At 58.0% G+C, this 23,128-nt stretch carries 18 protein-coding genes; 11 read left to right on the top strand and 7 right to left on the bottom strand.

What is annotated here, in order from left to right:
* Positions 1-117 precede the first annotated feature (117 nt).
* The 7 genes from E9677_RS01845 to E9677_RS01815 all read left to right on the top strand — a co-directional run bounded on the left by E9677_RS01845 (position 118) and on the right by E9677_RS01815 (position 6,864).
* Entirely contained in the window at positions 118-930 is an 813-nt protein-coding gene (locus E9677_RS01845) for a sugar phosphate isomerase/epimerase family protein (RefSeq protein ID WP_136556393.1), read from the top strand.
* 45 nt (positions 931-975) lie between these two features.
* Positions 976-2,097, top strand: coding sequence for a substrate-binding domain-containing protein (locus E9677_RS01840; RefSeq protein ID WP_112240720.1), 1,122 nt, complete (start codon positions 976-978; stop codon positions 2,095-2,097).
* Between the two features lie 106 nt (positions 2,098-2,203).
* Positions 2,204-3,370: a levoglucosan dehydrogenase gene (locus E9677_RS01835; protein WP_136556392.1), complete on the top strand. Its 1,167-nt coding sequence runs from the start codon at positions 2,204-2,206 to the stop codon at positions 3,368-3,370.
* Complete coding sequence (locus E9677_RS01830; protein WP_136556391.1) at positions 3,367-4,941, top strand: sugar ABC transporter ATP-binding protein; 1,575 nt, start codon at positions 3,367-3,369, stop codon at positions 4,939-4,941. The genes E9677_RS01835 and E9677_RS01830 overlap by 4 nt, the downstream gene beginning before the upstream one ends.
* A complete protein-coding gene (locus E9677_RS01825; protein ID WP_136556390.1) occupies positions 4,934-5,875 on the top strand; it encodes an ABC transporter permease in 942 nt (313 codons plus the stop codon). The genes E9677_RS01830 and E9677_RS01825 overlap by 8 nt, the downstream gene beginning before the upstream one ends.
* Positions 5,872-6,177, top strand: coding sequence for a putative quinol monooxygenase (locus E9677_RS01820; protein WP_136556389.1), 306 nt, complete (start codon positions 5,872-5,874; stop codon positions 6,175-6,177). Before E9677_RS01825 ends, E9677_RS01820 begins: the two co-directional genes overlap by 4 nt.
* A 405-nt stretch (positions 6,178-6,582) precedes the next feature.
* Complete coding sequence (locus E9677_RS01815) at positions 6,583-6,864, top strand: hypothetical protein (protein ID WP_136556388.1); 282 nt, start codon at positions 6,583-6,585, stop codon at positions 6,862-6,864.
* On the opposite strand, the gene E9677_RS01810 is transcribed toward E9677_RS01815, so the two are convergent.
* The gene (locus E9677_RS01810) at positions 6,861-7,259 is read right to left on the bottom strand and encodes a PilZ domain-containing protein (RefSeq protein WP_136556387.1); all 399 of its coding nucleotides are present in this window, start codon (positions 7,257-7,259) and stop codon (positions 6,861-6,863) included. The genes E9677_RS01815 and E9677_RS01810 overlap by 4 nt on opposite strands.
* 166 nt (positions 7,260-7,425) lie before the next feature.
* Here E9677_RS01810 and E9677_RS01805 point away from each other — a divergent pair, with 166 nt between their 5' ends.
* On the top strand, positions 7,426-9,834 hold the full coding sequence (locus E9677_RS01805) for a hybrid sensor histidine kinase/response regulator (RefSeq protein WP_136556386.1): 2,409 nt from the start codon (positions 7,426-7,428) through the stop codon (positions 9,832-9,834).
* A 10-nt stretch (positions 9,835-9,844) separates the two neighbouring features.
* Here E9677_RS01805 and E9677_RS01800 read toward each other — a convergent pair whose 3' ends face one another.
* The 3 genes from E9677_RS01800 to E9677_RS01795 all read right to left on the bottom strand — a co-directional run bounded on the left by E9677_RS01800 (position 9,845) and on the right by E9677_RS01795 (position 13,106).
* Positions 9,845-10,549: a response regulator transcription factor gene (locus tag E9677_RS01800; RefSeq protein ID WP_168801093.1), complete on the bottom strand. Its 705-nt coding sequence runs from the start codon at positions 10,547-10,549 to the stop codon at positions 9,845-9,847.
* A 136-nt stretch (positions 10,550-10,685) separates the two neighbouring features.
* Positions 10,686-10,856, bottom strand: a complete 171-nt coding sequence (locus E9677_RS25375) for a hypothetical protein (RefSeq protein ID WP_205910087.1) — start codon at positions 10,854-10,856, stop codon at positions 10,686-10,688.
* 15 nt (positions 10,857-10,871) lie between these two features.
* The gene (locus E9677_RS01795; RefSeq protein ID WP_168801092.1) at positions 10,872-13,106 is read right to left on the bottom strand and encodes a sensor domain-containing phosphodiesterase; all 2,235 of its coding nucleotides are present in this window, start codon (positions 13,104-13,106) and stop codon (positions 10,872-10,874) included.
* 346 nt (positions 13,107-13,452) lie between these two features.
* Between E9677_RS01795 and E9677_RS01790 the strand changes: the two genes are divergently transcribed.
* Both E9677_RS01790 and E9677_RS01785 read left to right on the top strand, forming a co-directional pair.
* Complete coding sequence (locus E9677_RS01790; RefSeq protein WP_136556383.1) at positions 13,453-17,022, top strand: CheR family methyltransferase; 3,570 nt, start codon at positions 13,453-13,455, stop codon at positions 17,020-17,022.
* Positions 17,023-17,030: 8 nt separating this feature from the next.
* Positions 17,031-17,408, top strand: a complete 378-nt coding sequence (locus E9677_RS01785; protein WP_136556382.1) for a response regulator — start codon at positions 17,031-17,033, stop codon at positions 17,406-17,408.
* A gap of 14 nt (positions 17,409-17,422) precedes the next feature.
* On the opposite strand, the gene E9677_RS01780 is transcribed toward E9677_RS01785, so the two are convergent.
* A complete protein-coding gene (locus E9677_RS01780) occupies positions 17,423-18,436 on the bottom strand; it encodes a chemotaxis protein CheB (protein ID WP_168801091.1) in 1,014 nt (337 codons plus the stop codon).
* A gap of 911 nt (positions 18,437-19,347) precedes the next feature.
* On the opposite strand from E9677_RS01780, the gene E9677_RS01775 reads away from it, so the two are divergent.
* Positions 19,348-19,551 carry a hypothetical protein gene (locus tag E9677_RS01775; RefSeq protein ID WP_136556380.1) on the top strand — a complete coding sequence of 68 codons (204 nt, stop codon included), beginning with the start codon at positions 19,348-19,350 and terminating at the stop codon, positions 19,549-19,551.
* A 1,078-nt stretch (positions 19,552-20,629) separates the two neighbouring features.
* On the opposite strand, the gene E9677_RS01765 is transcribed toward E9677_RS01775, so the two are convergent.
* Entirely contained in the window at positions 20,630-22,249 is a 1,620-nt protein-coding gene (locus tag E9677_RS01765) for a GMC family oxidoreductase (protein ID WP_136556378.1), read from the bottom strand.
* A 27-nt stretch (positions 22,250-22,276) separates the two neighbouring features.
* Entirely contained in the window at positions 22,277-22,975 is a 699-nt protein-coding gene (locus E9677_RS01760; protein ID WP_235882829.1) for an FCD domain-containing protein, read from the bottom strand.
* Positions 22,976-23,128 lie beyond the last annotated feature (153 nt).

The raw sequence follows: 23,128 nt of genomic DNA, 5'->3' as shown, positions 1-23,128 counted from the left end.
ATCTTTTGTATTAAATCAGCAAAAGTATGCTCAGTTGTGCAGTTAAATAATTGACATGCACTTTTTATGGACGTAAGACGGCTCGCACATCAACACGGTCACTGGGAGGAGGCGCCGATGTCGAACTTCAAGCTCGCCTATCATGCGAACTGCTGGGGCAGCCTTGGCGGAGATGCGGTCGGCGTCACGTCAATCACCAATCTCGCCTACCGCACCTTTGGCGACATGCGCCGGGCCTTCGCGGACATCGCGTCGGTGGGTTATGAGGGCGTCGAGCTCTTCGATGGCAACCTTCTCGATTTCGGCGTGGACGACGTGCGGGCCCTGCTCGGCGACAACGGGCTGACGCTCGTGGCGACCTATGCCGGCGGCAACTTCATCTTCGACGACATTCTGCCGGAGGAACTGGCCCGGGTGACCCGCGCGGCGGATCGCGCCGCCGAGCTCGGCGCCCCGCATCTCGTCGTCGGTGGTGGCGCCAAGCGCTTCGATGGCATCCGCGAGGCCGACTATCACAAGCTTGCAGCCGCGCTCGACCGCGTGAAGGAAATCGCCGAGGCGCGCGGTCTTACCGCCCATTACCACCCGCATCTATCGACCATCGTCGAGGGACCGGCCGAGGTGCGCAAGATCTTTGCGCTTACCGGCATTCATTTCTGCCCGGACACGGCCCATCTCGCCGCTGCCGGAGGGGATCCCGCCGCACTCGTCCGCGAGCATGCGGCACGTATCTCCTATGTCCATCTCAAGGGTTTCCAGAAGGAGCCCTTCGCCTTCACACCGATCGATCGCGGCGACGTGCCGACGGACGACATCATCGCGGCCCTTCGGGAGGTTGGCTTCGATGGCTGGGTCTGCACGGAGCTCGATTCGTGGTCTGACCCACTCGAAGGTGCGAAGGCGAGCATGACCTATCTCAAATCGGCCTGACGGCCGCGACCGGGGCGCATGCCCCACTTTCGGGAGGAGAAAGTGATGATGAAGAGAAGAACCCTGTTGGGCACTGCCGCCGTGTTGGCGCTTGCCTGTACCTATTCAGCGCCGGCCTTCGCCGATCCTGACAGCGCCCTGGCCGCGCTCCAGCAGACGGTCCTGTCCAAGGGGCCGGGGGGCGAGGATCCCTCGCCGGCTGCCGACGTTACGCTGACCGATGAAGAACTGGCGAAGATCAAGGCCATGAATGCGACGGCCGCGATCGTCATGCACTATGGCGGCAACGACTGGTCCCGCGCCCAGATCAACGGCCTTCAGACCCAATTCGCCGCGATGGGCATCAAGGTGCTTGCGGTGACCGATGCCGGCTTCAAGCCGGAAAAACAGGTATCCGACCTTGAGACCATCATGGCGCAGAAGCCTGATATCATCGTTTCGATCCCGACGGATCCGACAGCGACGGCTGCGGCCTACAAGGCAGCCGCAGAGGCTGGCACCAAACTCGTCTTCATGGACAATGTGCCGACAGGCTTTGAAGCCGGCAAGGACTATGTGTCGGTCGTATCTGCCGACAACTATGGAAATGGCGTGGCCTCTGCGCACCTGATGGCCAAGGCGCTGAACGGGGAGGGCGATATCGGGCTCGTGTTCCATGCCGCCGATTTCTTCGTCACCAAGCAGCGTTACGATGCATTCAAGGCGACCATCGCCTCCGACTATCCCAATATCAAGATCGTGGCCGAGCAGGGCATCGGCGGACCTGATTTCTCGGGCGATGCGGAAAAGGCAGCGTCTGCCATCCTCACCTCCAATCCGACCATCAAGGGCATCTGGGCGGTCTGGGACGTGCCGGCCGAAGGCGTGATTTCGGCGGCGCGTGTCGCGGGTCGCGACGATCTTGTCATCACCACGATCGACCTCGGGGAAAACGTGGCGATCTCGATGGCCCAGGGCGGCTTCGTCAAGGGGCTCGGCGCGCAGCGGCCTTATGATGCCGGTGTCGTCGAAGCCAAGCTTGCCGGCTATGCGCTGCTCGGCAAGGAAGCGCCGGCCTTTGTCGCACTGCCAGCCCTTCCGGTGACGCGCGACACACTGCTCGACGGCTGGAAGGCGGTCTATTCCACCGAGGCGACCGACAACATCAAGACGAGCCTCGGCCAGTGATCCGCGGGATACGGGGCGCCTCTCGCGCCCCGTATCCGACACGATCCGGCCTTTGCCGGTAATCGAACTTGGCGCCCAAGGGGCGAGCATTTTCAGGAGAAAACCGATGACCAAAGTGATGAACGTCGCCATGATCGGTGGCGGCTTCATGGGCAAGGCGCATGCCATGGCCTATGCCTCCATGCCAATGTTCTTCTGGCCCGCACCGGCCATTCCCCACCGCAAGGTCGTCGTTGATGTGACCGACGGCATGGCCGAGGAAGCGCGCGAGCGCTACGGTTTCGAGGAAGCGTCGTCGGACTGGCGCGCTGTCGTTCACCGGCCGGATATCGACGTCGTCGATATCTGCACGCCGAACAACGTGCATGCCGAGATCGCCATTGCGGCCGCCAAGGCCGGCAAGCACATCATCTGCGAAAAGCCGCTCGCCCGCACCGTCGAAGAGGCGAGGGCGATGCATGAAGCGGTGAAAGCCGCCGGCGTCATTCACATGGTGGCCTTCAATTATCGCCGCACACCGGCCGTTGCGCTCGCGAAGAAGTACATCGACGAGGGCCGCATCGGCCGGATCCTGAATTTCCGCGGCACCTATCTGCAGGACTGGTCGGCCGACCCGGATTCGCCTCTCTCCTGGCGCTTCCAGAAGAAGATTGCCGGCTCCGGCACGGTCGGCGACATCGCCACCCATGTCGTCGATCTCGCCCATTATCTCGTCGGCCCGATCGCAGAGGTCAACGCGATCACGACGACCTACAACAAGACGCGACCGCTGCAGCAGGGCGGTGTCGACAAGCTCGGCGCAGCGGAGAAAGCCGCGGATGCCGAACGCGGCGAGGTGGATGTCGACGACGAAGTCGTGTCGATGCTGAAATTCGAAGGCGGCGCGATCGGCAGCCTGGAAGCGACCCGCAACGCTTATGGCCGCAACAACTTCATCACGCTGGAAATCCACGGCACCAAGGGCTCGATCCACTTCAACTACGAGCGCCGCGACGAGCTTCAGGTAATGTTCGCTGACGACCCGGCAGATGCCCGCGGTTTCCGAACCGTCTATACCGGCCCGGCCCATCCCTATGGCAACGGCCTCTGGCCAATCCCCGGCCTCGGCATCGGCTATTCTGAAACGAAGATCGTCGAATGCTATGATTTCTTCTCGGCCATCGCGAAGAACCGGCAGCCGAGCCCGAACTTCGAGGACGGCTTGCTGACGGAACTCGTCGCCGACGCCCTCATCCGCTCCGGTGAGACCGGGCTGTGGGAGAAGGTGGGATGAGTGCGAGCGCCGCTGCGGTCCGCATGACCGGCATATCCAAGACCTTCGGCGGCGTGCGTGCGCTGGACGACGTGTCCTTCGAGGTCATGCCCGGCGAGGTCCATGCGCTGCTGGGCGGCAACGGCGCGGGCAAGTCGACGATCCTCAAGGTGCTGAACGGTGTTCACCGGCCGGACAAGGGCGCCATCGAGGTCGGTGGTATGCCCCTGTCCACCCATTCACCAGAGGCATCCCGGGCTGCCGGCATCGCCATGAACTACCGGGAAATGAGCCTCGTCCCGACGCTGACGGTGGCGCAGAACATCTTCCTGACGCGGGAATATCGCGCCGGCTCGGGGCTCATCGACGACCATGAGGCGGAGAAGCGTGCGGCGGAGATTTTCGCAATGCTCGACGTCTTTGTCGATCCGAAGGCTCTGGTCGGCGATCTCGGTGCTGGCCAGAAGCAACTGACGGAGATCGCCAAGGCCATATCGCAGGATGCGACCGTGCTGGTGTTGGACGAACCGTCGACGGCGCTCGCCGTTTCCGATGTCGAGCGCCTCTTCGTCTTCCTGCGCAAGCTGAAAGCAAAGGGCGTGGCCATCATCTATGTCAGCCACCGCATGGATGAGATCGCCCGCATTGCTGACCGCGCGACGATCCTGCGCGACGGACGGCATGTCATCACCGCACCGCTCAGTGAGTTGCCGATCGACACGATGATCGAGCACATCGTCGGCCGGCGCTCGAAAGGGCTGTCGGACGTCGAGCGCGGCGTGGCCGTGAAAGGTGACGTGCTGCTGGAACTTGACAATGTCAGTGGCCGCCACAAGCCGGAGAACGTCTCCCTGACGCTGCATCGCGGCGAAGTGTTGGGGCTCGCGGGCCTGCTCGGCTCTGGCCGTTCGTCGCTGGCGCGGGTCATGGCCGGCATCGATCCGGTAGCCAAGGGCGAAATCCGGATCCAGGGCCGCGCCGTCACGATCCGCAAGCCGGGCGATGCGATTGCCGCTGGTGTCGCGCTGGTGCCGGAAGCGCGCGCCACGCAGGGCATCATCCCCGACCATTCGGTCGCCTCCAACATGATCCTTGCCGTCATCGACAGGCTATCCAAGGGTGGCCTCGTCGATACCAAGGCGGCGAACGACCTGACGGACGCACAAATCGAGCGCCTGCGCGTAAAGACGGCGAGCCGTGACCATGCGGTCTCGACGCTTTCGGGCGGCAACCAGCAGAAGGTCGTCATCGGCAAGTGGCTCGCCACCAACCCCGACATCCTCATCCTCGACGAACCGACCGCGGGCATCGATATCGGTTCCAAGTCCGAAATCATTCGCCTGGTGCGGGAACTCGCAGCCGCCGGCAGAGGCATCATCATGATCTCGTCCGAGCTGTCCGAACTGCTGACGGCCTGCGATCGCATTCTCGTCATGGCTGACGGGCGCGTGCACCAGGATCTGCCGCGCGAGGCGCTGGAAGATCCGTCCGTGCCCGCCGATGACCTTGCCCACCGTCTCCAGGCCGCAGAGCAGCGGCTCCAGATCGAAATCCAAAAGGCCCTTGCGGTTCAGGAGGTTTCCCATGGCTAACGCCTTCTTCGCCAACTGGCGCCAGAACATCATCTATATCGGCTTCGTCGTCATTTTCCTGGTCTTCGCGGTGACCTTGGCAGACAAGGGGTTCCTCAATCCCAACAACCTGCTCAACATCGTCCGGCAGACGGCGATGATCGCCGTCATGGCGATCGCCATGACCTTCGTGCTCTCGGCGGGCGAGATCGATCTTTCGGTCGGCGCGGTCGCAGGGCTTGCGACGGTCACAGTCGCGATGGGCATCGCCGCAGGCGGGCCGATCGTCGGCGTTGGCGCCGGTATCGCCACGGGGCTCGCCGTCGGCATGTTCAACGGCTGGCTCACCACCCGCATCGGTATTCCGTCCTTCCTCACCACGCTCGCCATGATGGGCATAGCCAAGGGCGTCGCCATGTGGATATCGGCGACAGCCGCGGTGCCGATCCTGTCGCCCGGCTATTCCTGGCTCTTCGGCGGCGGCAATCTCGGGCCGGTGCCGGTGCTTATGCTCTGGATGGCAGTCTTCGGCGGCATCGGCCATATCGTGTTGCGTCGCTCGGGCTTCGGTCGGCGGGTGCTCGCGACCGGCGGCGGCGAGACGGCGGCACGCTATTCCGGAATCGACACCAAGGCGATCAAGTTCAAGGTGCTGGTCATCTCTTCGCTCGCGGCAGCGCTCGCCGGGATGCTCTATGCGGGGCGCCTTCAATCCGGCCGCTTCCAGCTCGGCGAGGGCGACGAACTCTCGGTCATCGCCGCGGCGGTGCTCGGCGGCACGAGCCTCTTCGGCGGCAGGGGAACCGTCATCGGCACCATTGTCGGCGCCCTGATGATCGGCCTCATCAACAACGGGCTCATCCTGATGGGTCTCGAGTTCAGCCAGCAACTGATCGCTCGCGGTGGCATCATCATCCTTGCCGTCGCGCTCAGCCAGAAGAGGATGGCATCATGACGCTGACGGTTGTTGCCACCATCACAGCTCGTCCCGAATTTAGGGACGAACTGGCTTCCTTGCTCGTCGCTCAGATCCCACCGACCCGCGCTGAGCCTGGCTGCATCAATTACGACCTGTATGCCGACCTGAATGATCCCTGCGTTTTCGTGTTCTACGAAAACTGGACCTGCCCAGAAGCCCTCTTGGAGCATATGGCCGTGCCGTATCTCACGCCTTTTCTCTCTCAAGTCGATCGGCTTTTGGCAACACCGATAGAGGTTCGCCAGCTCCGGATGCTTAAAGATACTGTTTCAACTTGAGCGCTCGCCTTGGGATCGCGACGGGTCTCCATTGCACCTTGACTGGCTTCGTTCGCCCCGCTCGCCAAGGAGACCTAAAGATCAGGCATCAGATGTCGACATTGCCGGTTTGAAATGAGGGCATCCCTCCGCCAAGAAGAGTGAACTCTCAGAATGAAGCCCTAAACCAGGTCCCCAGCCATTTTCGCGAGACCCGTTTAAGCACGAAGGATGGCCTGATGAACGGCCCTCAGAATTCTTCAAATTCTTGAGAAGACGTCGCTTTTATCTGTGAGAAACAGCCGCCAGATTCACGCGCAAAACCGACCTAAAATGGCCTGTCTGGAGGGCCTGGATTCTCTTATGATTTCAAAGGCTTAGAAAAGTCACCTTTGATTTTCCTATGTTTTCCTGCCGCGAGCGATCGTGGATGCCATCTTTGTGCCCTGGCTTTGGGCCGACTTCAACATGGAGCGAGGGCGGCAATTATTTCCGCTCGGCAGCGCCAAGTCAGAGGTGAGGCTGACACACTCAAGCAGCAGAGAAGCCTTCATTTCGGTCGTTGCTCACCTCTATCCCCAATCTCAAAAAGCTGACGCTCAGGCGATAGACGATATGTTGCTTCTTCCTGATTATCAGGGCGACGAAGGGATGGTATGGGCAGGAGCGATGGGGTGCACCAGTCCGGCAGATACCCCGGTGCTTTAAGGCGCAGCTTGCGTCATGCGGTTCTTCAACAAATCGCTCATGCTGAAGAGTGGCGCCATGGGGAACGACAACATCGCAAAAGCTTCGATGAGCCTCCGGGGTTGCTCCTTGATGAATTCGACGGCCATCTTGCCTCCATCTTTGCGCACAACCACGCAGCCAATCGAATACTCGAAGTTTCCGATGACAATGTAGAAGCTGTCCGGCACATCGCTCAACGTGGTCGCCAGCAACGCACCCGCCTGAGATACATCTACCATGACAGCGCGACAGGATGCGATCGGTCGTCTTGCGGAGTGCTTGTAAAGAAGGCGGATCACGGCCTTGCACCGGTATCTTTGGCTCGCCCGCCGATCATGATCGTTTGTGACTTTCGACAAGTAATGTTTGTTCATCTTCAATATCCGACACATTATGGTGCCTGATGCTGGACCGGAGCCGGAAATAAAAGGTGGCGGGATTGTTAAAAACGGTAAAATACAAGTTGATGAAAAACCGTCTTGAAGACCTCGATATTTGCGTCTCTGAGGGTGGGGTTCGCTAAAACCGCTGAGGCTCCTGATGGAAAATGTTCGATTGCTCGCCGAGTTCGATTGGTCGCAGACTGAACTTGGCGCTATTGAAGACTGGCCCGCAGAGCGAAGGGCGGTTGTCCAGACAGCCTTGGGATCTCTGTTCCCGATCTGGCTTGCCTGGGGAGATGATCTCGTCCAAATCTACAACGATGGCTACAACCGGATTTACGGCGACAAGCATCCGGGGGCGTTCGGGGCCAAGGCCGTTGAGAGCTGGCCCGAAATCTGGGAGTTTTTGAAGCCAGCACTCGATCGCGTCAAGGCCGAGAAACAACCCCATCTGTTTCGAGATCATCTCTTGCCACTGCAAAAATCACAGAGCGTGGAAGAGTGCTATTTCACCTTTTGCTACAGTCCGATCTTTGCAGCCGACGGCAGTGTCGAGGGTGTCATGTCTGTTGCCGTCGAGACGACACAAGAGGCGATCGATATGCGCCGGCGACCGCTCACCACCTTAATCATCGAGGCAGCGCCTGAAGACCCCCATCCGATCAGCACAAAGTTGAAGGAGACGGTCGAAGACAACGTACTGGATGCGAAATCCGCACTGGTCTTCAAGGAAAACACCGAGGGTCACCCGGTGGAATGGTCGCTCCGATGCGAAGGCGGCTGCGAGGACAGAATTCTGTCGGCGATTACCGCTGTGCCGGAACGTCCAGCCTTCGGCGTCGTCACGTTGGAAGAGACGTCAGCAGGTTCCGAACACGCGGACTTTCTAGGCTATGTCACCTTCACGTCGATTGATGGTCACAGCCGAAAGACGCTTGTGCTGCGGCCATCCGCGCTCGTGACGCAAGAAAGTCTGACCGATCTCCTTTTCAAGCTCGACAAGCGTCTTCGGGTGGCGACCGAACATCTGATCACTTTGGGTAACATAAAAGACGAGCTTGCGCAGAGCGATCTCGTCTATCGCTTCTTGTTTGAAAATACCCTCGATGGTGTCGTTTTTTCGTCACCGGACATGCACGGAAAAGGAACCGAGACCATCATTGGTGTCAACAAGGCGGCCTGTGCCATGCTCGGCTATGAAGCCGAAGAGATGATCGGCATGCGGCGAGACGATTGCTTTTTCGCCGATGACGAAAGGGTCATGTCCGCCATAAGCGAGCGGGCGCAGCAAAAGGTCTTTAAAGGCGAGCTCGTTTTCCGCCACAAATCCGGACGTCCCGTCACTCTGGAGATCACCTCCATTCTCTCGGGTCTCCGGTCGGGACAGCGCCGGTCGATGTCCATACTCCGGGACTGGACGCAGGAGTTAAACGTAGAGCGGGAGCGCGCCGAGCGTTCGCGCCTCGAAAGCATTGCGCAGATGACCGGCGGTATCGCGCACGATTTCAACAATCTCCTAACCGTCATCGTAAGCGCTGCCGAACATCTTGAGGCTTGCATCGCCGATCTCGATCAAAAGGAAGTTGTCAGCGACATTCTGACGGCATCCAGCCGTGCGGCTAACCTCACATCTCAACTCTTGGCCTATGCGCGCCGACAAAACCTGGAGCCTATGTCCGTCGACGTCAATGCCGCCATTCGGCAGATCGGGCGCTTGGCTCAGACGGTTGTCGGGAAGGATGTCCAGATCCATTATGACTACAGTCGCCGAAGCCTGACTGCCGACGTCGATCTTGCGCAATTGACCTCAGCTCTGGTGAACTTGATCAAGAACGCCAGTGATGCCATGGAGGGGAGAGGTCGCGTCGTGGTCACGACACGTGTTGAGCAGGATGCCGAGACGCTTGCCAACCTTGCGCTAATGCCCGGAAAATATGTCTCTATAAGTGTACGCGACACCGGTGTGGGCATCAGCTCGAAGAATTTGCCACGGATCTTCGATCCGTTCTTCACGACAAAGGCTGGTCAGGGAGGCTCCGGCCTGGGCCTCTCCATGGTGCAGGGGTTCGCACGGCAATCCGGTGGCGACATCATGCTGCAATCGGCGCCCGGTGGGGGTACCCTTGCCAGGCTGTTCCTTCCCCAGAGGGTGCGAAGTGCCAAGCAAGCCGCTCGTTCTGGCGTCACCAGAGCCACCGGTGATATCGCCTATGGATTTGATGTATTGGTCGTTGACGACGACCCCCTCATTCGTCGTCAAGTTACGCGCTTACTCACAAGACTGGATGTGACTCATGCCGAGGCGGGTACGGGTGCTGAAGCGATAGAGCTGCTGAAGATGAGGCCGAAGCTCGTCTTGACGGATCTGGCAATGCCAGGCGCCGAGACAGGGATTGAGGTCGCATCCGCCTGCCTTCAGGCGATCCCCCGAATACCTGTCATCGTCATGTCGGGCTTTGCTGCGGATCCTAGATGGACGGCAGCATCGGTGCGCGCTGACGTCTCCCTGACCAAACCCTTTTCACGCGACGAACTGCTCAGGGCTATAAAAAAGGCGTTAGGCTAGTGCTTCGACGTTACATGTCGTTCCGGTCGGGCTTGAGCAGAAATCGATAGCCCACGCCCCGGACCGTTTCGATCACATCCTCATCGAGGAAGTTCGAGAAGATCGCCCTCAAGCGTGCGATGTAAATGTCGATAGTCTTGTCATCACTGCGAAAGGGACGAAAACACACCGCTTCCGAGAGGTGCTGCCGGCTGCAGACCTTCCCAGCCGTATTCATCAGTTGAAACAGCAGGCGTGACTCCATGTCGGTCAGAACAAATTCGCGGTCCGGCGACTGCAACACCTTCGTTGCCGGCGAATAATGAAAGTTCCTGAAGGTGAAAACTCTGTCCACGGTCTCATGCCCCCGCAGACGATGGACTGCGCGGGAAACGCGCGCCTGTAGCTCGCGAATCGAGAAAGGTTTCATCACGTAGTCATCTGCGCCGAGGTCCAGGGTGTTGGCCCGCACTTCCGGACTTCCGCCGCCTGAAATGACGATGGCCGGTAACTGGGATCGAAAACGCAACTCGCGCAGGATCTGCAGCGCGTTCCCGTCTGGAAGATTCATATCCAGGATCAGAACGTCGTATTCATCGACCTGCTCACTTGCGACGAGGCGGGCGCATTTTGCATATGTCTGTATCACGTCGATCCGGTCTGAGGGGATGGGCCAGTCACGTTTGATCGCCTTTGCCACCAGAAGGTCATCCTCGACCAGAAGTATCTTCAACATTTCACGCTCCCACGATTTTCTCCCTTCATCGCTGGAAGCCAAATTGCAACTGACTGAGTGAACTGGTCGGCGCTGCCACCTCTTGGTACCAGGGGCACTTGCACAGCAATAGCATGTATCTCTCACTGCGAGTAAATTACTTTGAATTTCCATCGATATCAGTAGATTTATCGGTGGTTTTGTTGTTGTATTTTTTCGCAGCGTGGAGTGCTGCTCGTTTATTTTTGAAAGGACCTGTTAGAATAACGGCATCATCATCTGACGTAATAGTGACAGATTTACTGATGGGGTCGTATATATACTGCATACTGCGGTTTCCTGATTACGATTTTGGGAAGATTTCTCTCGCCGGGCTGGGGCGATGAAACAGGTAGCCTTGTCCGTAATCGCAGCCGATTGACTTAAGTAGCTCGCATTGTTCGATGGTTTCGATTCCCTCTGCGACGACTTCGATAGCCAGCGAATGCGCCAGGTCGCACACTGCTTTCAGAAAGCCTGCGGCACGCTCCTCAGTTTCCAGCCGACTGACGAACGACCGATCGATCTTGATGGCGCTGACCGGGAAATCCAACAAGTGCGTCAGGGACGCAAAACCTGTCCCGAAGTCGTCGAAAGAAATCCTCAGCCCGGATTCTGTGAAGGTTCGACAGGTCTGGAGAACCTCGCCGGTATCGCGCCCCAGGAAAACATCTTCCGTTACTTCTATCTCGATGGCGGACGCAGGAAGGTGCCGCCGCCTGATCTCTGCAAGCAAGAAGGTCGGAAAGTTGCTGTCGCGAAATTGGTGGGGGCCGATGTTGATTGAGATCGACACATTTGCGTCACCCCTGTCGATCCATTCGCGCGCCTGATCGAGGGCCGATCTCACGACAAACGTCGTGATCTCTCCAGAGAGTAGCGGATCATCCAACGCCCCTCGAAACGCTTCGGGGGTTTCCACGCCGCCGTCTTTGCGTCGCCAGCGGAGCAGAGCTTCGTGTCCAGCAGGGCTATTGTCGCGGAGCAGCAGTTTCGCCTGATAGAACAGTTCTAGCTCGCCGTTCCTTAGAGCCTTGCGAATGCCAACGATCGTCTTTGCCTTCTTCTCCGCCAGGTATCTCATTTCTGAACGAAAGAATGAATATCGATTACGACCTTGGATCTTGGCCTCATACAGCGCCATGTCGGCTTCTGCGATCAACGCTTCTGGATCGAAGTGCGCGCCGTGGCTTCGTATCGCCACGCCCATAGAGACGGTCAGATTGGCTGTCTGTTCCTGAAAGCGCATGGGAAATGCAAGTGCCGTAACAATTTTGCCGATGCGTCTCTCGAGCCCGCGGCGGTCACCGGGGATCTGGAGAATAATTGCAAATTCGTCGCCGGCGATACGTGCGACAAAGGCACCATGCGCCTCCAGGATCCGTAGTTTGCGCGCGATGCGTTTGAGGCACTTGTCGCCCGCCGCATGCCCGAAGGTATCGTTGATTGACTTGAAGCCATCGAGATCGAGCATGACGAATGAAAATGGCGTTTCATCGCCCTGCAGCTTGCGCAGTTGTTGGAGGAGGCTGAAGCGATTGGAAAGCCCTGTCAGGCTGTCACGCGCCGCCATATCGTTGAGTCGCTTGCGGGTTTCCCGTTCCTTGGTGATGTCTTGCAACAAACCGAACTTCGCGATCCTTCCTCCAGTGCTTTCGGTTTTGCCGAGCACCCGGATCCACTTTTCCATGCCATCCGGAGTGTGGATCTGACCTTCGAAAAGCAGGGAGGTGGCGGACGCTGCAAACCTGGCGAACTCGCGCTGCCATCTCAGTTCGTCTTCGCCTGTGAAGAGGCCTCGCACAGCTTCGAGAGTGACATTTTCCATAGGTTTCAGCCCCAGGATGTGGCGCGTTTCGGCCCCCCAGACAATCTTTCCCGTGTTGTGATTGTATTCCCATGAACCCAGCGCGGCGAGTTCGGATGCGTATTCGAGAAGATGTTGCTTGTCGCGAAGCTGAAGCTCTCTCTGCGTGTTTGCTGCACGCTCGGCATCGAGTTGATCGCGGAGCTTGCTCTCGATCTGGGATTGATGAAATTGGCGCAGGAGATTGGAGACGATCTGCCCGAGCGTCCGCAGGAGTTCAGCGTCTTCAAGACTCAACGTTCGCGGCTTGGTGTCGACGATACAGAGCGTGCCGAGGTGATGCTCGTCGCTCAATCCGACCGGCACGCCGGCATAGAACCTGACGCCAGGCTCCCCCTTCACCAGGGGATTCCCCGAAAATCGTGCGTCGAGTTCGGCGTCCTCGACAACGAAAACGTCATCCTGAAGGATCGTGTAGTTGCAGAACGCCAATTCGCGCGGCGCTTCTTTTGCATCCCACCCCGTCGCGGCCTTGAACCATTCACGCTGTTCGTCGAGCATCGCAACGAGAGCAACCGGAACGTCGAACGAAGAACAGGCGAGGCGGACGGCGGCGTCGAAATTCTTGTCTGGCGTAGTGTCGAGGATGCCCAGTTCATGTAGGGCAGCACACCGTTCCGCCTCATCCGGGCCGATCGGATATGTCAAAGGACGGGGGATTGGATGAAGCATGATCATCGCCTAATTGCAGACCGTGCAAGAGCAATGACTGGCGCCGCTTAACCAGCGACTTCTCAATAGTTAAAAACGGTAAAACTCAGCACCCACTCCTTTGAACATTCTCAGACGGCGCTGCTGGCTGATCGGTTGGGAGCTGGGGAGTCGGTTTTGACGAGCAGAAGATATTTCAAGGCGATGCTTATCCGGGGGCATCTGACGCATTTGCCGGCTGTATTGGATTACAGGAATGATTTGCGGCGTTGGGTCTGGTGTGCGAGTGTAATTTAGGCCTTAGTCCAGTCTTATCCTGTGACATGCGGACAGTGGCCCGCCCGGTTTGACCGGCGGATTGGCAATTATGACTAAAATGGATCCGAGTGGCAGCCAAGTGCCTGGCCACGTCCACAGGTCCGGCGGTGCCAGACCTGGCGCAATTGGCGTTGTTGAAGACCGTTCACTTTCACAAGAACTGAATCTGCCTGTGGTAGGGATCGGTGCATCTGCGGGTGGCATCGAGGCGCTGGGTCGGTTTTTTGATGCGATGCCTGTCGACAACGGATGCTCTTTCGTCGTCGTGTTACATCTCGATCCAGAGCTGGAAAGTCAGCTTGCGCAGGTTTTGAGCGCCCATACGGCTATGCCTGTGACGCAGGTGACAAACGGTACGGTTCTCGCTCCGGACCACATCTACGTCATCGCTCCAGCTACCGATTTAATTGTGTGCAATGGCATGCTGCACATCACGGAACCCTCGGCAAAACATGGTCATCCGATCGATGTGCTCTTCACATCTCTGGCGCGCGACCAAGGTGAGAAGGCGATTGCAGTCGTCTTGTCTGGAACCGGTAGCAATGGAACGGAGGGACTGCGTGCGGTCCGGGCCGAAGGTGGCATGAGCCTGGTACAGATGCCGGAGTCGGCGCAATTTGACGGTATGCCGACAAGCGCGATTTTAGCCGGAATGGCAGATCACATTCTCGCCCCTGAGGCCATGCCGGATGCGATAATTGCCTATTTGCGCCACGGATACACCTCACATGCAGGAAAAATTGACACTGTCTCAGCGGCAAGCCAGGCGACGGTGACCACGATCCTGGATGTCTTGCGCGCCCGAGGCGGCTACGACTTCCGCGGCTATAAGCACTCGACGCTCGGCCGACGCATTCATCGGCGTCTCGGCCTGCGAAATATCGATACGCTGGATCAATATCTGGAGGAACTGAAAGCGAACCCAAAAGAGGTCTCTACGCTCGCTGGAGACTTGATGATTAGCGTTACAGGGTTTTTTCGTGATCCGGATGCATGGAGGGTTCTGGGCGAATCTGTCATCGGACCAATCATTGCCGAACGGGAAGTGGGTAGCTCCATACGGATATGGACGGCTGCATGCGCCACTGGCGAGGAAGCGTATTCGGTCGCCATGCTTGTGACGGAGCTGGCTGAAGCGTGCGGGAAGCACTTTGAGCTGAAAGTATTCGCGACAGACGCGCAGGACGAAAATCTGCGAATAGCGCGCGAGGGCGTTTATCCATCGGCTGCACTGGCTGCTTTTCCAGCAAAGCGGATAAATCGGTTCTTCGAGAAACAGGACAGCACATTCCAAGTCACCAAAGAACTGCGCGATATGGTCGTGTTCGCGTCACATAATCTGCTTCGCGACCCCCCTTTCTCTCGGCTTGACCTCATCACCTGCAGGAATGTCCTCATCTATCTAAATCCAGATGCCCAGCAGCGGATCATCTCTCTGTGTCATTTCGGCTTACGGCCGGGGGGACATCTTTTTCTCGGCAATGCGGAAACGATCGGTCGGCAGGAAGAGTTATTCGATACCAGCTCGAAGAAGTGGCGAATCTATCGCAAGCGGGGTGCGGCACGGCCCACGTCTGTCGGGTATCCGGCGCCGCAAAAGGCAAGAGGGACGCAGATGATCGACAAGCAGCTCATCTCACCGCACGAGACGCAGCTTCCGGCAGGAGAGCTCGCTCGCCGTGCGCTTCTCGACAGGTATGCTCCCGCCTCGGTTCTGATCGATGAAAAAGCGCGTGTCCTATATTTTCACGGAACGACAAGGGATTATCTCGAACAGCCGGCCGGCGAACCGACACGGGATCTGTTCATGATGGCCCGCGACGGGCTGGCCCCAGCCCTCCGCGCGGCCATCAGAGAGGCTAACAAAGCGACGACGTCCGCTTCGGTCGACGCGGTCCTTCGAGACGGCAGTCCCGGTATGCCAATCACCATTACAGCGGTAGCCGTGCCAGGGCCGCCACAAGGCGCCAATTTCATATTGATCAGCTTCACACGCGCTGTACCACGCCCGAATCTGCCGCCGCCGCCGAACAATCCAAGCGGTGAGGTTGCTTCTGATCGCGAACAGGTCCTGTTGGAAGAGCTGCGGGCAGTCCGGGCCGAGCTGCAAGCGACGATTGAACATCAGGAAGCCACAAATGAAGAACTGAAGGCTTCCAGCGAAGAAGCCATCTCGATGAATGAGGAACTGCAGTCGAACAACGAGGAGCTTGAGACGTCAAAAGAGGAGCTGCAGTCCTTCAATGAAGAGTTGAACACCGTCAACAGCCAGTTGCACTACAAAATCAGCGAACTTCAAAACACCACGAACGATCTCAACAATCTCTTGGCGGGTTCCGAGACCGCAACCGTCTTTCTCGACGAGAATTTTTGCGTCAGATGGTTTGCGCCTGCCAGCAAGGACCTGTTCGATCTGAGCCCTTCAGACATCGGTCGCCCCATCGCAACGTTCGCGCAGAAATTCTCCGACGAACATTTACTGCGAGATGCTGAAGCGGTTCTGAAAAAACTATCAACAATCGAGGCTGAAATCCGAAGCCATTCGGGGCGGTGGTATTCGCGCCGGATGCTCCCCTACCGAACGCAGGATGATCGGATCGCAGGGGTGGTTATAACCTTCCACAACATCACTGAACGAAAGCGTGACGCGGACGCGGTCAACGACGCGCGTGTGTATGCGGAAACCATCGTACGAACTGTCCAACATCCCCTGCTTGTTCTGAACCGAGATCTGCAGGTCCAGACCGCCAACACCGCATTTCGCGAGCTGTTTGCTGTCTTTGACGAAGAGCCCAAGGGACGCCTGATCTTTGCGCTGGGAACAGGTGAATGGAATAACCCCCCTCTCCGAGAGCTTCTGGAAAAAGTCCTTACTCAGGGAGATGAAATACACAACTTCGAGGTCCAGCAAGAGTTTCGACTGACCGGCCTGCGAACCATGTTGCTGACTGCATCGCGATTACCACAAGAAGGGGGTCGAGAGGAACTGATCCTCGTTGCAATTGAGGACATCACAGATCGCCGACGCGCTGAGCAACACCGGGAGGTCCTGGTCGGGGAGCTCAATCACCGGGTTAAGAACACACTGGCGGTTGTCCAATCGATCGCAACCCAAACCCTCAGCCACGCTTCCACTGTTGCAGAAGCACGCGGCGCGTTTGGCGCGCGCCTCCTAAACCTTGCACAGGCTCATGATTTCCTGACCCGGGAAAACTGGGATGGAGCGGACCTCGTAAACATCATCACCGACACGGTTCAGCCGCATGCAGGAGGAGATCGCTTTCGGATCGAAGGCGAACACGTCAGGTTGGAGCCCAGTGCTTCTCTGGCGGTATCCATGGCAATTCATGAGCTGTGCACGAACGCAGCCAAATACGGGGCGTTGTCCACCGACGCAGGTCACGTGGACATTGTGTGGGAGTTGAAAGGGGAGGGCAACGATCGTCGTTTCATCCTGCGCTGGTCTGAAACGGGGGGGGCGCCGGTCAATGCGCCCACGCGCAAAGGATTTGGCTCGAGATTGATTGAACGCGCATTGGCTATGGAACTTGGCGGCACAGTGGTCGTTGAGTACGAGCACTCCGGTGTCGTGTGCACCATCGATGCTCCCATGCGATGAGAACAGTAATGACCGTTGAGCAACCGCCGAAAGTCGATACGAGAGTATTGCGAATTCTCGTTGTCGAGGATGAGGTTCTGCTCGCGATGCAAATAGAAGACGTTATTCTCGAAATGGGGCACGAGGTGGTTGGACCCACAGCGCGAATCTTGGAGGCGCTGGACTTCGCGCGACACGCAGCCTTGGACTTTGCTATACTGGACGTGAACATTGCCGGCAGTCAGTCTTTTCCTGTCGCCGACATTCTCATCGCCCGGGAGATACCGTTTACATTTGCGACTGGCTACGGAAAAGAAGGCATCCTCGAGGAGTATTGCCGCCATCCAGTGCTTAGCAAGCCTTATCAGGCTTCCGATCTGCGCCTTGCAGTCGAACAAATATTATAAGATTCAAATAAAGCTCAATTAGCCAATGTTTTGCTTGTCTGGACGCCTATGGCGATAGCTGCCGTTTCAGGGGTGAGCCAGTCCTGTTCCACAAGATCACGCAGCTTATACGCGCGATCCAGCGCCTGTTTGCTCGCCTGGTGCCATTCGGCCGCAAGGTCGCTCTTCGCTGGAAGAGAACACTCTGCCATTTGCAGGCAAAATTCAGCGCGCTCGTTCAAGAATCTGATCGCGGCGCGCATGACTTTCTCCATTTCGTCAAACTGGGCTGATGCCATCACTTCAGCGGTGTAGGTATGGCCTGTATGGCAGCCGAACTTGACGATCGATCCGTGCTCATATCTTTGTAGTGCGCCGCCGCAATCGGGACATGTCACAGTTACGGGACGCTCGAATACACCGCTATCGACGGTATCCGGGGGCGATGGGGGAAGACGTTTGGTCAACGCAGCCTCCTTTTTGTGGTTCTCCTGAACTAGCGATGTGAGTAAATTCGGCAAATCTGCTAGCGGAAGGCAATAGTCCAGTTTCACATATGAGGCCGCGCTCGTTGGCATGTCTGGGTACGCCGCGTCATAAGCGGCTTGAGCAATTGCGATGCCTCCCGCTCGTTTAATATCAAGCAGGCCAACCGTCCCATCGTTCAGGTTCCCTGAAAGCACGACCCCGATCGCGTCTTTACCATAGTTCTCAGAGACGCTCCGAAACAGCGGATCCACGGCCGGCCGTGCGCAGTTTTCTTTTGGCCCTCGGGACAGGCGGATAACCTTGTCGACGACGATCATGTGCCGATCAGGTGGGGCTACGTAAATCTGTCCTGCCTGTATCGCGTCACCGTCTCGTGCATGTTTGGCGGGTATGGGACCCGCACCCGACAAGATGGAAGGGAGCTCGCTCCGATGTGCACCAATGTGCAATACAATCAGAATAGGCGCGGGAAATGTGGCTGGAAGCCCGGCAACGAGTGAACGCAAGGCTACCACGCCACCCGCAGATGCGCCGATCGCAACGATTGACGAAGAAGCCATAAGAGCCTCGTTTGATTCAGGGACGGCTACGAATTTGCCTGACCCCTTCTCAATCTGACAAAGAGCTGCCAATCGCCTGGCTGGACTTGGAAGATGGGGAGACCTAGCCTCGAGGCCTATCATCACCAAACTGGAAGATCAGAGCAATGTTCCCGACGAAAGGGGGGATTGCGTCTTCATGGTCCCCTTCAGTGGTTCTCACAACAGAAGCGAACGGTCTCTGGACCCCTTGCGGAAATGATTTCCGTTATGGACCTTCATTGTCGCCATAGAAGGCCTATTCCCGGAACTCCAAAAACAGACGCCGATCCGCAGTGGTTTCTATGCCTGCTGCGAAGGGCAGCTTCGGCTCAGGCCCAGTGTACGAATTGAGAGTTGGGCATTATTCGCCGACGCGGCACGGCAGTGGTGATCGCTTTTCCGATGCCAGAATCCGCACCGATAATCAGTGCCACCTTATTCTGCAGGCGAGCGCCCCCTTGATAGGTTCAATCGCCATGGTCCGGAAGCGGATCCATCAACGTGGTTTTCCTGGGTGGACGCTGGCGATCACTGGGGTAGGGCGGCACGGATAGTGTTGATCTGAAATTGTTTCTTTCCAATAGTTCGTGCTCCGAAGGTGGACATACGACACAGCCGCCCGCTGGTGTCGGTGTTCCGCAGCTCTGGACCTGTCACTGTTTTAGACTGGCTCATGTGTGCTTCCTTGGGTGAGAACGAGGGATCGGCCCCCTTGATCGACTGTCCCATGAATGGACGGCAATTCGCGCATGGCGAGCTCGCCGCAAAGCACGCCTGAAGCGAATGGAACTCGTGAAACGCGAGCGAATGTGCGAGGCAGCCCACCGTGGGAACGGTTCTGGGCGAGCAAAGTTAATGGGGGACATCACTTAATCTTAAGGAGCAGTAAAATGGGCAAGAATGCGCCAGAAGACGGTAAGCCTGGTACAACGGATCAGTCCCCTCGCTGGGAAGGCTCCCAGGAAAACCGGCCGTCAGGATACCTGCCGGCGAAGGATAACCCGGACATCGATCGCGACGCGGTGGGCGAAAATCTCCAGGATCCCCGGAAGACCAAGCTTTCCGACGCCCTGAAAGCTCGAGACGACACATAAGAGACGCATGGGCCGACCCTGCTGTCAGAGCCAACATCAAGGTGCTTCTTGGTCCACTTACATCGCCTCCAAGTACAATTGGCGTAGGTCGATTTCTTGACAAGCTTTTGGGTCTGATCTGGTTCGCCGCCGGTACAACAGGCCGGTCCACGTCCTCCAAGCTCGACCTTCGGCTTGTGAACACGCTGTGGCGGTCGTGCCATCTCGTCGAGCATCTCTTTTGCATCTCGCACCGCTCACCGTGCGGTCATCAGTTCACCGACCAGAGGCTCCCGGTCATCATCGGGAAGCTGCGGGTTGCTATTTCGCCAGAGCCGACCTTTGGCCACGAAATATTTGCCGCCAGGGCTGTCAGGGTGAACGCTGGTCGGTATCCTTCCGAATCCAGGAACATTCCTACGGTCCTATGGTTTCAGTGTCGAGGTCGCGGCGTGTCAAACGGACATGACCGAGATGGCGAACGCAGCGATTTTTCCGTTTTCTCGTTGCGGGCAACGAAACGCCAGGCGAGCGCCCCACCGGTCCGCCGCGATCTCGCTGATGTCGAAACGTGAGCTTATCGATACCCGAACCGACAAACGCTACATTGGCCGCGACGAGAACGGCAAGTTCAAACAATCTGTCGATGTCGGGCGCTCACTGTCCGCCGACAAGGGGTCGGCATGCTCCGGAAAAGTGATACGGAGAACTGTTCCGGGACCGGTCGGCTAAGCCCTTGAAAAATATGAAGACAGGCAGGTTGATCGGAGGGGCTGGATTCTCACATGATTTCAATGGCGTAGAAATAATGCCTTTGATTTCCATATGTTTTTTTCCGTCGCGAGCGACCGTGGATGCCATCTTTGTGCGCCCTGGCTTTGGCCCACGTCAATATGGCGGGAAAGCGCAATTATTTCCGCTCGGAAACATCAAGCCGGAGGTAACGCGAGCTTTTACCCATGGCACCTTTGCGCCTTCATATCGGCAATAAACGCGGTGCTCGATCGCGCTTAAAGCAGCTATTGTGGCTTCGCGCTTCACCTGCCCCTTGAGGCCTCATCCCAAAACAATGAAAAAGATGCCGCTCATAAAAGCCAGGTCAATTGCCACCGAGTATGAATGACGCGCATCGGTCGCCCAGCATCATTGCCGGAGCTGCCGTGTTCCCAGCGTTGATGTCTGGCACGGCGGACATGTCGCACACCCGCAAGCCGTCGATCCCCCTGACGCGCATTCGCGAATCCAGCACTGCCATAGGGTCGCCATCGGCACCCATCTTGCAGGTTCCCGCGGGATGATAGTTGGTCTTGACGAAGCGCTTGCAGTGCAATTCTAGCGCAGCGTCCGATAGATCGGTCGGCGAGGGGACGGCTACTTTGCTGATCCGCTCTTTAAGCGGCGTGGCCTCTAAGGCCCGAAGGAAGAACCGCTGTCCTGCAATCATTTCGCGCATGTCCGCCGGATCCTTCAGCAGGTTGGGTGAAACGCGCGGCTTGTCAGACGGTGACGCCGACCGCAGGCGGACGTGTCCCCTGGACTTCGGTTTGACCACCACCGTCGTAATCGTCAGTCCATAGGTGTCGTCGACGAGGCTTCGCGTATCGCGGTCCAGGTAGACAATGGGAACGCAGAAGGCCTGGATCGTGGGGTCGCCATCCGGGTTGCCCGGGTTGACGAAAGCGCCCGCCTCGACCCCGGCCGAAGTGATTGGGCCTGAGCCAAAGAGCTTGAACTGCAAACCGTTGCGGATCATGCGCCATCCATCGCCCTGGCGATGATAGCCATACTTGCCGTTAGCGGTCGAGATCATGGGTACTTCGGGGTGGTCAACGAGGTTTTCGCCAACTCCCGGCAGGTCTAGCGCCACGCCGATCGAATGTGCTTTCAGTTCGTCCGCCGGGCCAATTCCTGACAGCATCAGGAGCTTCGGCGTGATCAGGGCGCCTGCACTCATAACGACAGCATCGTCCGCCAGCGCCACGGATATGGTTCCAGTCTTGTCTTGGTATTGGACACCCTTCGCACGGCCGTTTTCGATGATGATTTTGTCGACCCGTGCCTGCAGTTTCAGGTCCAGCTTCGGATCATTGAGCAAGGGCTCGATGAAGGCATAGGCCGAACTCGATCTCTTCCCGGCGCGGTTCATGAACTGGTAGAAGCCGACACCCCGCTGGGAGGTGCCATTGAAGTCGGGGTTGAATGGCTCCCCGAGACTCTGCACCGCCTGGACGAACCATCTCGACATTTGGTCGATATGACCAGGATCCGAAACCTTGAGTGCACCACCGGTGCCGTGACGTTCGTTTAGCAGGCGGTTGTTGTCTTCCATGCCCCTGAAATGAGGGAGTACCGCGTTCCAGCTCCAGTCGGCACCGTCATTGTTGCCGCGCAAGACATCGTTCCACGCCTCGTAGTCCGAGGGTCTGCCGCGAATATAGACCTGAGCATTGACGGAACTGCCGCCCCCTAAGACGTTGCCTTGGGGGATGTCATGCGCACGGCCATCGAGATGCGGTTGGGGATCGGTCGTGTGGTAGTGCATGTAGCGACTGCCATTGATCATCTTGAATATGCCGGGCGGCATGTCGAGGAGGGGATGTCTGTTAGAATAGCCACCTTCGAGGAGCAGCACGCGGCGACCGGCTGCAACGAGACGAGCCGCGGCGACACAGCCTGCAGCTCCGCCTCCAACGACGATGTTGTCATAGGTTTTGGTCACCAGATCATGCTCCAGTTGGATGAGTGTTCAGCGAAACGTCCCGCGGACAAATTCCCAGGCTGAGACGAGATGCGCCTGCATGGCCTCTTCGGCCGCCTCCGGATCGCGGTTCTGGATCGCCGTGAAAATCTCGAGATGCCGCAGGAAATTCGTTTCGTTGCGTTCCGGCATGCTTGGCATCTTGCGCCAGTGGGGCGAAAGCCAGGCGACATAGGCCATATGCATCACCGGAAACACCGGGTTTCTCGGGATCTGAAACAGAGCCCCATGAAACGCGACATCTGTTGCGTAGAAGCGTTCTGACTGGCCGATCGCCGCCTCATTGGCATCCAGCGCTTGCTTCAGCGACTCGATGTCAGCGCGCTTTGCGTGCAGAGCCGCATGCCGCACCAGCGACATCTCCAGGAAGATGCGGGAGTTGAAGAGGTTCTTGATCCCGTCCGGTTCCGTCAGCAGATGACCGATCGCACCTTCGACGGCCTTGAGCGCGGTGTCGTAGCCCGGACGCCTCGCAATCGGGCGATAGCGCGGCCTCGCCTCCAGCAGGCCGCGGCTTGCCAGTGTCGTCACAGCCTCCCGAACGACGGTGCGGCTCACGCCGTAGATCTCCATCAACTCGCGCTCCGACGGCAGGTGGGCGCCGTCAGCAAGCTCGCCGGAAACGATCTGGCGCTCCAGGGAACGGATGACGTTCGATGCGGCTCGCTTGTCGCTGTGTGGGCTCAAGTCATCTTCAATTATGGTCATAGCCTTTTGTAGTTTGGAGCGATCTACGGCGCAAGATCCCCAAGTTTGGTATGACTAAAAATATTTCTACGACGGCTGACTTGACGAAAGTGGCGCATTAAGCCTTAATCACCCTAGTTTTCGTCGTACCAA

Source organism: Peteryoungia rhizophila (assembly GCF_004912145.1).
GTDB classification, from domain to species: Bacteria; Pseudomonadota; Alphaproteobacteria; order Rhizobiales; family Rhizobiaceae; genus Allorhizobium; species Allorhizobium rhizophilum.
The sequence above is the reverse complement of the archived record's forward strand: the minus strand, read 5'-3'. Positions and strand labels throughout refer to the sequence as shown.

Coding starts and splice junctions, on each gene's coding strand:
- E9677_RS01845 (WP_136556393.1), top strand. CDS start 118: ATGTCGAACTTCAAGCTCGCCTATCATGCGAACTGCTGGGGCAGCCTT.
- E9677_RS01840 (WP_112240720.1), top strand. CDS start 976: ATGATGAAGAGAAGAACCCTGTTGGGCACTGCCGCCGTGTTGGCGCTT.
- E9677_RS01835 (WP_136556392.1), top strand. CDS start 2,204: ATGACCAAAGTGATGAACGTCGCCATGATCGGTGGCGGCTTCATGGGC.
- E9677_RS01830 (WP_136556391.1), top strand. CDS start 3,367: ATGAGTGCGAGCGCCGCTGCGGTCCGCATGACCGGCATATCCAAGACC.
- E9677_RS01825 (WP_136556390.1), top strand. CDS start 4,934: ATGGCTAACGCCTTCTTCGCCAACTGGCGCCAGAACATCATCTATATC.
- E9677_RS01820 (WP_136556389.1), top strand. CDS start 5,872: ATGACGCTGACGGTTGTTGCCACCATCACAGCTCGTCCCGAATTTAGG.
- E9677_RS01810 (WP_136556387.1), bottom strand. CDS start 7,259: ATGAACAAACATTACTTGTCGAAAGTCACAAACGATCATGATCGGCGG.
- E9677_RS01805 (WP_136556386.1), top strand. CDS start 7,426: ATGGAAAATGTTCGATTGCTCGCCGAGTTCGATTGGTCGCAGACTGAA.
- E9677_RS01800 (WP_168801093.1), bottom strand. CDS start 10,549: ATGTTGAAGATACTTCTGGTCGAGGATGACCTTCTGGTGGCAAAGGCG.
- E9677_RS25375 (WP_205910087.1), bottom strand. CDS start 10,856: ATGCAGTATATATACGACCCCATCAGTAAATCTGTCACTATTACGTCA.
- E9677_RS01795 (WP_168801092.1), bottom strand. CDS start 13,106: ATGCTTCATCCAATCCCCCGTCCTTTGACATATCCGATCGGCCCGGAT.
- E9677_RS01790 (WP_136556383.1), top strand. CDS start 13,453: ATGACTAAAATGGATCCGAGTGGCAGCCAAGTGCCTGGCCACGTCCAC.
- E9677_RS01785 (WP_136556382.1), top strand. CDS start 17,031: ATGACCGTTGAGCAACCGCCGAAAGTCGATACGAGAGTATTGCGAATT.
- E9677_RS01780 (WP_168801091.1), bottom strand. CDS start 18,436: ATGGCTTCTTCGTCAATCGTTGCGATCGGCGCATCTGCGGGTGGCGTG.
- E9677_RS01775 (WP_136556380.1), top strand. CDS start 19,348: ATGGGCAAGAATGCGCCAGAAGACGGTAAGCCTGGTACAACGGATCAG.